The sequence below is a fragment of the Flavobacterium sp. genome (assembly GCF_043722275.1).
Lineage (GTDB): Bacteria > Bacteroidota > Bacteroidia > Flavobacteriales > Flavobacteriaceae > Flavobacterium.
This window is the reverse complement of record NZ_JAYSPC010000082.1, coordinates 1-10,417: the sequence shown is the minus strand read 5'-3', so window position 1 is coordinate 10,417 and position 10,417 is coordinate 1. Positions and strand designations below refer to the sequence as shown.

Sequence of the window (10,417 nt, the reverse complement as noted above, 5' to 3'; positions counted from 1 at the left end):
GTGATGCAGTCGAAAGAGCAGAAGCTTTGGTAGCTGCCGGAGTAGATGCAATTATTATTGATACAGCTCACGGACATACAGAAGGTGTTGTAAATACCTTAAAACAAATAAAATCAAAATTCCCAAATATCGATGTAATTGTTGGAAACATCGCAACTCCGGAAGCTGCTAGATATTTAGTAGAAAACGGAGCAGATGGAGTAAAAGTAGGAATAGGACCTGGATCTATTTGTACAACTCGTATCGTTGCAGGTGTTGGTTTTCCTCAATTTTCAGCAGTTCTTGAAGTAGCAGCAGCTATCAAAGGAACCGGAGTTCCAGTAATTGCAGATGGTGGAATTCGCTATACAGGAGATATTCCTAAAGCAATCGCTGCCGGAGCTGATTGTGTAATGTTAGGTTCATTATTAGCAGGAACAAAAGAATCTCCGGGAGAAACAATTATCTTCGAAGGAAGAAAATTCAAATCATACCGCGGAATGGGTTCTGTTGAAGCAATGCAAACGGGTTCAAAAGACCGTTATTTTCAAGATGTTGAAGACGATGTTAAAAAATTAGTTCCGGAAGGAATCGTTGGTCGTGTTCCTTACAAAGGAGAATTAAACGAAAGTATGCTTCAATTTGTTGGAGGTCTTCGCGCCGGAATGGGATATTGTGGCTCAAAAGATATTCCGACTTTACAAGAAACCGGACGTTTTGTTAGAATCACGTCAAGCGGAATTACAGAAAGTCATCCACATAACGTTACAATTACAAAAGAAGCGCCAAATTATTCAAGATAATTTTTAGTTTTTGATATAAAAAAGGCATAAGAGTTTGATTCTTATGCCTTTTTTTTGTTTACGCAATCTTGTCAATTTCAACCGAAGGGAGAAATCGCACTAATATTCCGTTCTTACTGTCGTTGATCTTGTCGAGTTGCATGTGTGATTTCTCCCTTCGGTCGAAATGACATGCTAGATCGGTTATTTAGACCCGACAGGTTTTTAAAACCTGTCGGATCTTTGAGAGTAAAAAATGTTAAACTCCACCGCGACTATTCAGTATTTTTTGGGTTGTAACATCAGAATGCAATAATTCCTCCATTTGATATGTTGTACGTTGCGCTTCTAAAGCATAACCAAACATTTTTTGTTCATAATCTTCAATTGCATCCTGAATAGTTGTGAATTCTCCATTAGTTAAATTCTCAGTTAATTGATAAGCATCCATTAAACCCATATTTACGCCTTCGCCTGCAAACGGAGGCATAACGTGAGCAGCATCGCCAACAAGTGTAATATTTGAATGTTTTTTCCAAGATTCTTCTAAAGAGAATAAACGCAAAGGCAATCCGGTAAAATCAGTAGAAAGGGCGAAGAACTTTTTATAATCTTCGTTCCAGTTTTCAAATTTTTTATTTAAAAATGAAATAACCGAAGCATTATCTTCAAAGTCAATTCCGTTATTTAATACCCAACTTTCATCTGCTTTAAATGAAACCCCAAAATGTACCGAACCATCACGTAAAGTATGAGTATAAAACATTTTTTGTTCGCCCATTGCCATTACATTTCCGTCACCATATTTAGGTTTGAATTCAGGATAATCGCGATCCGGATTTTCAATTTCCCCCTGAATAATATATGTTCCAGAAAGTTGAGGTTCCTTATCCGTAACAAATTTTCTGGCGTTTGATTTCCCCCCGTTTGCAACAATAACAAAGTCAGCCGTTACTTTATTGCCATTTTTAAATTCTAAAAAATAGTGTTCGTCAACTTTTTCAATAGTAGTCAATTGACTATCCCAGACAACAGTATTTTCATTAAGATTTTCAAGCATAATTCTTCTCAAATCATTTCTGTCAATTTCCGGTCTTGAATAGGCATTTTCTTCCGTAGGCATTTCTTCCGAAGTAATATTTCCGTGCATATCCGCCATTTTTTCTCCTGTTGGTCTGGCAAAGCGATAAAATTCATCCATTAAATCAGCTTTTTGAATCGCTTTTTGCCCTGAATCCGAATGAATATCCAGCGTTCCGCCAGAAGTTCTGGCTTGAGCATTTAAATCTCTTTCGTAAACTGTTACGTCAGCACCTTTGATTTGTAAAATTCGCGCTGTTGTTAAACCAACAGGTCCGCCGCCAATAATGGCTATTTTTTTGTTTTTTATAAGTGAAATATTCATATGGTTTTGTTTAATTAATTAATATATTGCCAACTAATTTTTTCTTAATGTTTAAATTGATTTTTATAATTGATATTGCTTTTTGCAATTGCCATTGATTTTTGTAATTGGTATTGCTTTTTGTAATTGGTATTGTTTGCAATTGATATTGAAATTAATTTTTTATGGAGTCAAAGCTTTTATAACCAGATTAAAAGCTTCATCACTAATTTCTTGTGTAAACACAAAAGGTTTTCCGGACATCGATTTTCCTTCTCTGTGAAGTTCTAAAAGGGCATAAAGTGATCCATAGGCAATACTCCAGAAAACCTCGAATGTAATAGGAAGAAGTTCTTTTTTTTCTATGGCATTAGTAATGAATAATGACATTTGCTGTTTAAAATCTGTTGTAATTTCTGCTAAAATAGCATCACCGTAAGTAGAATGTTTCAGTAATTCAAAACAAGTGGCTTGCAGAGAAAAATCGATAGCAAATTTAGATCGGTTTTCCCATTGTTTGCGTAAACCATCTATAAAGGTCATATCTGACGAAAATCCGACTAACATTTCTCCAAAAAAATTTTTTCCAATTTCAATTCCAATTTTCCGAATTAAATCTTCCTTATCAGAATAATAGATGTAAAGTGTCGCTACAGAAACACCGGATTCCTTAGCTAACCGATTCATTCCAAAACCCTCTACACCTTGCGAAACCAACATTTCGATTGCTTTCTGTTTTACTATTTCCTCTTTATTTGTATCTCTTGTTCTCATAATTGCATTTATTCTGGTACAAATATATAATAAATAAATGAACGTTCGCTTATTTATTTAAAAAAGGTTTGGAGGTTTTGAAATGCAAAGGTGCAAAGGGTTGTAGAGGCGCACAGCAGTGCGTCTTGATCTGTAATTTTGATATTGAATTTATGAAAATATTGAATTGCCCCCAGCTTTAGCTGGAGGTTACAATGAATAGTGTAAAAAATGGCTTTAGCCAAATAACTTTGTATCTCAGAACCTCAGAACCTCAGTACCTTTGCACCTATAAAAGAAAAGCTGCTAAATACAATTCGTCAAAAATGTAATTAGCAGCTTTTTTAGATAAAAAATATATTTTTTATGGAGTTGCAGTTTGTTCCGCTTCTCGCAATTTTTGATTGTCTAAGATCTTTTGAATAAAAGGTTTAGCTTGAGTTTCTATTTCATCTTCTGAAATATCTAAAGCTTTTGGATCTTTAACTAATTCTAACCAGGGTTTTGGATCGCCAAATGGATAACTTCCAAAAACAATTACAGGAGTTCCTTTCACTTTAACATTTTCTTTGTCTTTAAGAATCCATTCATCGGCAAATTTATAAAGATATTTTGCGTCATTTTCCTGTAAACGTAAACAAGAATGTGAAGCAGGATAACCAGGTAATTCATATTGGTGGAAACCAACACCCAATTTATTTTCGATATTAAAATTCCATTTTAAGTCCCATTCGTCGTTAAAAGTACTGGTTGTTTTTTCCGCTTTCCAATTCGTAAAAAATAGTCCGGTTGGAGTAGGATCTTTTTTTCTTCCCATGTTTGTAGGACCTGTATAAACTAATTCTCCATTTTCATAAGCTGCAAATGCCTGAGCCGGATAAGAAAAAATGATCACTTTCGCAACCTCTTCTAAAGCGGCAACATGTAAAGGAAATGGAAGATAATAAACGATATCACCACTAAAATCAGCAGGAATTACAACCGAATCCATTTTTGCAAAGTTTGCTTTATCAGTTCTGTTTAAAGCATATGCAATATGAAGTTTTGCGCTGTCAGATTCATTTGCTTTTAGCCATTCTTTCGTTTTTTCAAAATGATATGAAACCGACTTTGGTTTCGTGTGTTCAATTACTTTTTTTGGTTTTGCTTTTTTGGTAGCTTCAGTAGATTCATTTTTTTTACATGAACCTAATAAAACTAAAACTAATAGTAGAAGGATATTTGATGTGTAATATAACTTTTTCATAAACTGGTTTTTCATAAACTGGTTTTTTATTACTGTAAAGTTATTTTAATAGTGTCTAATGTCAATTACACAATTTCTTGATTAGTTTGCTTGATTCTCATTTTACATTTTTCAATCATATCAAACATACTTAAAATTATGTATCTAAGTTTGCTCATAAAGTCATCCAATGTCTGTAAACTTTATGATCAGGAAATTACCTCACTACAATCTGATTACATTTTATTCTTTTAAATCAGGTTTTTTATTTTCGCATGCTGCAATAACATAATCGTTTTAGCATCTGTAATTTCACCGGATTCTATCATTGCGTACGCTTCATCAAAAGTATATTCCAGCACTTCAATATTTTCCTGTTCAGCATCTAATCCGCCGCCCTCATTTACTTTCATGGTTTTGTCATATTCTCCAACAAAAAGATATAAAATCTCTGTTACAGATCCTGGGGACATATAAGTTTCTATAACTTTCTCCACTTTTTTTAATCTGTAACCTGTTTCTTCTTCAGTTTCACGAATAACAGCTTGTTCTGCATTATCATGATCTAAAAGTCCTGCACAAACTTCGATCATCATTCCGGTTTTATTTCCGTTAAGATAAGTTGGCAATCTAAATTGTCTCGTTAAAACGACCGTCTTTTTTGAGGTGTTATATAATAAAATAGCCGCTCCGTTTCCGCGATCATAAACTTCGCGAATATGAGTTTCTACTTTACCATCTTTCTTTTGATAATCAAAAGTTACTTTGTTTAATATGTACCAGTTGTCTGATAATAACTTTGTATCAGTAACTTTAATTTCGGGATTTTTCATAATTAGAAATTTTTTGTATAAAAAAACGCCCTGGTTATCAGAGCGTTTAGATGTATTATTTTGTTATTGTTTGTTTTCTGTCCGGGCCAACAGATACAATCTTGATTGGTACTCCAACTTCTGCTTCAATAAACTCAATATATTCTTTTAGCTCGATAGGTAATTGATCATAAGTTGTCAATCCGGTTAAATCAGCTTTCCATCCTTTAAATTCTTTATAAATAGGAGTTACGTTTTCCGGCTCGATATTATAAGGAAAGTGAGAAATATTTTGTCCTTTATAATTGTATTCAGTACAAACTTTTAAAGTTTCGAATCCAGAAAGAACATCGCCTTTCATCATCATTAACTGAGTTACTCCGTTTACCTGAACAGCATATTTTAAAGCTACAAGATCTAACCAACCGCAACGTCTTTGTCTTCCTGTTACAGATCCAAATTCGTTTCCAACTCTTGCCATTGTAGCACCAACTTCGTCAAAAAGTTCCGTTGGGAAAGGTCCGCTTCCAACACGAGTAACATACGCTTTAAAAATTCCGTAAACTTCCTTGATTTTGTTAGGAGCAATTCCTAAACCTGTACAAGCTCCGGCAGCAGTAGTATTTGATGAAGTTACGAACGGATAAGTTCCAAAATCAACATCTAATAAAGAACCTTGCGCTCCTTCGCATAAAATAGATTTTCCAGCTTTTTGAGCCTGATAAATATATTCTTCACTATCAATAAAATCTAATTTTTTTAATTCTTCAACCGCTTCAAAAAACTCTTTTTCAAGTTCAGCTAAGTTGTATTGAATCGCTACATCATAAAAAGCGATCATTGCTTCATGTTTGTCAGCTAAAGCTCTGTAACGTTCTTTAAAATCTTCTAACTCAATATCTCCAACACGTAAGCCATTTCTACCGGTTTTGTCCATATAAGTTGGTCCAATTCCTTTAAGAGTAGAACCAATTTTCGCTTTTCCTTTAGAAGCTTCAGATGCTGCATCTAATAAACGGTGCGTTGGTAAAATTAAATGTGCTTTTCTAGAAATGATTAATTTGTTTTTAATGTCAAGGTTAAACTTGGCTAAACCTTCAATTTCTTTTTGAAAAACTACCGGATCTATTACAACACCATTACCGATGATATTTATTGATTTTTTATGAAAAATTCCAGAAGGAATGGTTCTAAGAACATGTTTAATTCCGTCAAATTCTAATGTATGTCCTGCATTTGGTCCTCCTTGAAAACGTGCAATAATGTCATAATTAGAGGTAAGAACGTCAACAATTTTTCCTTTACCTTCATCTCCCCATTGTAATCCTAATAATAAATCTACGGTCATTCTGTTTTAATTTGCGTTGAGGCAATTTGAGTTGCCCTACTGATTAATGTAGTTAATTTTTCTTTTTTTATTTTGTAAAATAATGCCTTTTCGGGATTATAGTTTTTGTTTTTTATTCCCGTAGAAATACAATGAATGATTCGTGATTTCGATATCAAATATTTCTTCGATAGTTTTTTTGATGGTTTGAATTCTTGGATCACAAAATTCGATAACCTCACCAGAATCAGTCATGATAATGTGATCATGCTGTTTATCAAAATATGATTTTTCGTAGTAAGCCTGATTTTGCCCAAATTGATGTTTTCTAACCAAAGCGCAGTCTAACAATAACTCGATCGTGTTGTATAAAGTAGCTCTACTCACACGGTAGTTTTTGTTTTTCATTTTGATATATAAATTTTCAATATCAAAATGTTCTTCGCTATCGTAAATTTCCTGAAGTATAGCATAACGCTCAGGAGTTTTGCGATGCCCTTTTTGCTCAAGATACATTGTAAAAACATTTTTTACAATTTCTTGATTCTTAGTGTTGTCAGTTGAAATGAGTGTCATATCCGGCAAAGATAAATTTTTATTTTTAATGAATAAAAGTTTCGGGTTTAAAGTTTAACGTTCAAGTCTGTATTTGATTGGTAATAACGTATTATATACAGGCTTTTATGACATTAAAATTCAGAAAGTTCATAAGAACTTAATTAACATAATAATTTTTATTTATGATAAAACTAACAAACCTTTATTTAGTTTTAGTCATATACATGAACCAATTCCATTCCCAGGTTTTTCCTTTGTCATTAGACATTGCCTGACTCCAAACGGGGTTATTTTCATCTCTCGCATCCCAGCGAAATACTTGTAAAACATCCTGATTTTCAAAAATATCCTTAGAGAAAAAATGTCCAATATTATTTTCAAAAGAACCTATTACGGGTTTGTCTAAAACTCCTGTATTTGAATCTGACCAATAAATACTCCACAATTTTGTGAGAGGATTAAATAATCTAACCGTCATACCTTCAAAAGGTTCGCCATCAAATGTGGCAAGAAAATTATCGATATTCCCAATTCCGTTTAAAATCTTGTACATTTCCTGAGTTGAATCAAATTCAATCCATTCCGTACAATTTGAAAATCTCTTTTTTAATTTTTTGTTCCGAATATTAGATTTGCCCTGAAAAAAATCAAAATCATCTTTTGAAGAAGATTCAGAAGCAATAATTAAAAGTTCTCCGCTTTCGTCAAAATGAACTATTGGAATTTCTAAATCATTATTATTCATATTAAAAGTTAGTTGTATTTCCTTTTTAATGGAAAGTTTATAATGATTTAAGTTCTGTATTCTCTGGAAACTTTATCAACACCGTCAATTTTTTTAATGGCATTAATCATTTTCTTCAAAATAGTATTGTTTTGAACAATTACAGCAATCTGACCATGAAAAATTCCAGCGTCAGTACTCAAAGAAATACTCTGAATATTCACGCTCATATTGTTCGAAATTACCCTTGTCAATTGATTTGTAAGTCCTAAAACGTCCATTCCGGTAATGTTGATAATCGCTTTAAATTCTTCCTGCGAAGAATCGATCCATTTTGCGCTCATAATACGATACGCGTAATTTGATTGCATCCCAATTGCGTTTGGACAATCTTTTTTATGAACTTTTATTCCTTCATTAATCGTTACAAAACCAAAAACATCATCGCCGGGAATTGGGTTACAACAAGGCGAAAGTTTATAATCGAGTTTATCATGTTCTGTCCCAAAAACCAACATATCATAATTACTGCTCATCACAGGTTTATGAATGTCTTCGGCAGCGGTTGGCTCTTTATTTCGTTTAATTTTATTTTTAAAGAAATTAATAAAACTATTGCTTTTTTGTGCCGCGTAATCCTTTAATTGTTGATTTTCGATTGCTCCAAGCCCAACTCTGTAAAATAAATCTAAACTGGTTTTTAGTTTGAAAAAGTTAACCAATTCATTGATAACCTGTTCGTTGATTGTTATTTTTAAATGCTTCAGTTTTCGGGTAAGCAATTCTTTTCCTTCTTCGGCAATTTTTTTAGTGTTTTCGTTTAGAACGTTTTTAATTTTATTTTTCGCTCTGGAAGTCGTTACATATTCTAACCAGTTTATAGTTGGTTTTTGATTTGCCGATGTAATAACTTCAACCTGATCACCACTTTTTAGTTCATGATTTAACGGAACCAAACGTCCGTTTACACGAGTTCCTCTGGTTTTAATTCCAATTTCTGAGTGAATACTAAAGGCAAAATCAAGCGAAGTAGCACCTTTAGGCAATGATTTTATTTCTCCTTTTGGCGTAAAAACGAAGATTTCCTTAGAATATAAATTCATTTTAAAATCTTCAACAAAATCAACCGCATTGGTTTCCTGATTTTCTAATGCTTCACGAAGTAAATTCAACCAGACATCTAAACCACTTTCTTCGGTTGCGCCATTTTTGTATTTGTAATGCGCTGCGTACCCTTTTTCGGCAATTTCATCCATACGTTCACTTCGAACCTGCACTTCAACCCAACGGCCTTTTGGTCCCATAACGGTAATATGCAAAGCTTCGTAACCCGTAGATTTTGGAGATGAAATCCAGTCACGCAAACGGCTAGGGCTTGGTCTGTAATGATCTGTTACGATAGAATATATTTTCCAGGCAACAAATTTTTCATCGTGCGGATCTGATTTATAAACAATTCTTAAGGCGAATTTGTCATAAACTTCATCAAAACTTACATTTTGAGCGCGCATTTTTCGACGAATCGAATATATAGATTTCGGACGCCCTTTTATAATATAATCGATTGCTTCATTATCCAGAGATTTCTTCAACACATCAGATATATCCTTGATATAAGCATCTTGTTCCTCTTTTGTCTCGCGTATTTTACTTACAATATCATTGTAAACAGCCGGTTCAGTATATTTTAAACCTAAATCTTCCAGCTTGGTTTTAATATTATAAAGACCTAAACGGTGGGCGAGAGGAGCGTAAATATAAAGCGTTTCCGAGGCAATTTTTGTCTGTTTATATTCCGCCATCGAATCCATAGTTTGCATATTATGCAAACGATCCGCGAGCTTAATCAAAATAACACGAACATCATCGTTCAGTGTCAGGATCATTTTTCTGAAATTTTCTGCCTGCATCGAAGCATTAAGATCTTTCTGAACCAGTGAAATTTTAGTTAAACCTTCAACTAATTGTGCCACTTTTGGGTTAAATAATCGCTCAATATCCTGAACAGTTATTGGCGTATCTTCAACAACATCGTGCAATAAAGCCGCTGCGATCGAGGTGGCTCCCAAACCAATTTCAGAAGCTACAATTTTTGCAACTGCAATAGGATGAAAGATATACGCTTCGCCAGATTTGCGTCGTTGTTCTTTATGAGCATCAACGGCAACGTCAAAAGCTTTTCGAATCAATTTTTTGTCCGTAGGACTTAAAGTCTGATAACTGATTCGAAGTAATTCTTTATACTCTTGGGCAATTGCTTTATTTTCTTTTTCAATATCTATCTCTATCATAACGGCATGGTTCAAGTACTAAAAATAAGAATAAGTTTGAAGATACGCAAGGCTTTGTATTGTTGATTTTAGATTTTAGATTTCAGATTTTTGAAGTGTGTATTTTGGTTAGGAAATTAATCGAAATCAAGATTTTTTGTTTTCAAAAGGACTTCTCCCGAGGCTTCGGGACGCTCAGTCTGACATGCGAAAAAACTTTTTTTAGATTGAAAATTAATTCAAAAAATTTAATTTTCAATCAACAATCAACAATCAACAATCAACAATCAACAATCAACAATCAACAATCAACAATCAGAATTTGGTTGAACAAGGTACAAATGTTCGTGAATTACTTTTTAAAAATAAATTTTATCCGGCAATAAGTTATCTTTTTACAATTATGAAGTAAAAAGCCAGAAAGAGGATTAGTCCGATGATAAAAAACACCAGCAAAAGAGAAAAAATATAAAATTTCGAAAAGATAGGTTGCTTTGATTTCAGCCTTTTCTTCATTCTTCTTTTTAACTCATGTGTAATTGAATAAATATGTTTTGCATTGTCCATTTCAGTGAGGCCTTTTAAAGCATCAGAGCAAAGTTC

Annotated in this window: 10 protein-coding genes; 1 reads left to right on the top strand and 9 read right to left on the bottom strand. The window is 33.4% G+C overall.

All coding sequences use genetic code 11. The features are described from left to right. Window positions 1-782: IMP dehydrogenase (locus tag ACHZDT_RS10820; protein WP_394774645.1), on the top strand; the 782-nt coding region annotated here is incomplete at its 5' end. A gap of 238 nt (window positions 783-1,020) precedes the next feature. Here ACHZDT_RS10820 and ACHZDT_RS10815 read toward each other — a convergent pair. The 9 genes from ACHZDT_RS10815 to ACHZDT_RS10775 all read right to left on the bottom strand — a co-directional run. After that, window positions 1,021-2,166 (bottom strand): FAD-dependent oxidoreductase, encoded by a 1,146-nt coding sequence (locus tag ACHZDT_RS10815; RefSeq protein ID WP_394774644.1) that lies wholly within the window; start codon window positions 2,164-2,166, stop codon window positions 1,021-1,023. Window positions 2,167-2,328: 162 nt separating this feature from the next. Continuing rightward, window positions 2,329-2,919 carry a TetR/AcrR family transcriptional regulator gene (locus tag ACHZDT_RS10810; RefSeq protein WP_394774643.1) on the bottom strand — a complete coding sequence of 197 codons (591 nt, stop codon included), beginning with the start codon at window positions 2,917-2,919 and terminating at the stop codon, window positions 2,329-2,331. 343 nt (window positions 2,920-3,262) lie between these two features. Further along, entirely contained in the window at window positions 3,263-4,144 is an 882-nt protein-coding gene (locus ACHZDT_RS10805) for a L,D-transpeptidase (protein ID WP_394774642.1), read from the bottom strand. Between the two features lie 230 nt (window positions 4,145-4,374). Further along, on the bottom strand, window positions 4,375-4,956 hold the full coding sequence (locus tag ACHZDT_RS10800; RefSeq protein ID WP_394774641.1) for an NUDIX domain-containing protein: 582 nt from the start codon (window positions 4,954-4,956) through the stop codon (window positions 4,375-4,377). A 55-nt stretch (window positions 4,957-5,011) separates the two neighbouring features. Beyond that, window positions 5,012-6,283: an adenylosuccinate synthase gene (locus tag ACHZDT_RS10795; RefSeq protein WP_394774639.1), complete on the bottom strand. Its 1,272-nt coding sequence runs from the start codon at window positions 6,281-6,283 to the stop codon at window positions 5,012-5,014. 96 nt (window positions 6,284-6,379) lie between these two features. After that, on the bottom strand, window positions 6,380-6,838 hold the full coding sequence (locus ACHZDT_RS10790; RefSeq protein WP_394774638.1) for a Fur family transcriptional regulator: 459 nt from the start codon (window positions 6,836-6,838) through the stop codon (window positions 6,380-6,382). A 184-nt stretch (window positions 6,839-7,022) separates the two neighbouring features. Further along, entirely contained in the window at window positions 7,023-7,565 is a 543-nt protein-coding gene (locus ACHZDT_RS10785; RefSeq protein ID WP_394774637.1) for a hypothetical protein, read from the bottom strand. Between the two features lie 47 nt (window positions 7,566-7,612). Next, a complete protein-coding gene (locus ACHZDT_RS10780) occupies window positions 7,613-9,835 on the bottom strand; it encodes a RelA/SpoT family protein (RefSeq protein ID WP_394774636.1) in 2,223 nt (740 codons plus the stop codon). Window positions 9,836-10,201: 366 nt separating this feature from the next. After that, window positions 10,202-10,417: hypothetical protein (locus ACHZDT_RS10775; RefSeq protein WP_394774635.1), on the bottom strand; the 216-nt coding region annotated here is incomplete at its 5' end.

Coding starts and splice junctions, on each gene's coding strand:
- ACHZDT_RS10815 (WP_394774644.1), bottom strand. CDS start 2,166: ATGAATATTTCACTTATAAAAAACAAAAAAATAGCCATTATTGGCGGC.
- ACHZDT_RS10810 (WP_394774643.1), bottom strand. CDS start 2,919: ATGAGAACAAGAGATACAAATAAAGAGGAAATAGTAAAACAGAAAGCA.
- ACHZDT_RS10805 (WP_394774642.1), bottom strand. CDS start 4,144: ATGAAAAAGTTATATTACACATCAAATATCCTTCTACTATTAGTTTTA.
- ACHZDT_RS10800 (WP_394774641.1), bottom strand. CDS start 4,956: ATGAAAAATCCCGAAATTAAAGTTACTGATACAAAGTTATTATCAGAC.
- ACHZDT_RS10795 (WP_394774639.1), bottom strand. CDS start 6,283: ATGACCGTAGATTTATTATTAGGATTACAATGGGGAGATGAAGGTAAA.
- ACHZDT_RS10790 (WP_394774638.1), bottom strand. CDS start 6,838: ATGACACTCATTTCAACTGACAACACTAAGAATCAAGAAATTGTAAAA.
- ACHZDT_RS10785 (WP_394774637.1), bottom strand. CDS start 7,565: ATGAATAATAATGATTTAGAAATTCCAATAGTTCATTTTGACGAAAGC.
- ACHZDT_RS10780 (WP_394774636.1), bottom strand. CDS start 9,835: ATGATAGAGATAGATATTGAAAAAGAAAATAAAGCAATTGCCCAAGAG.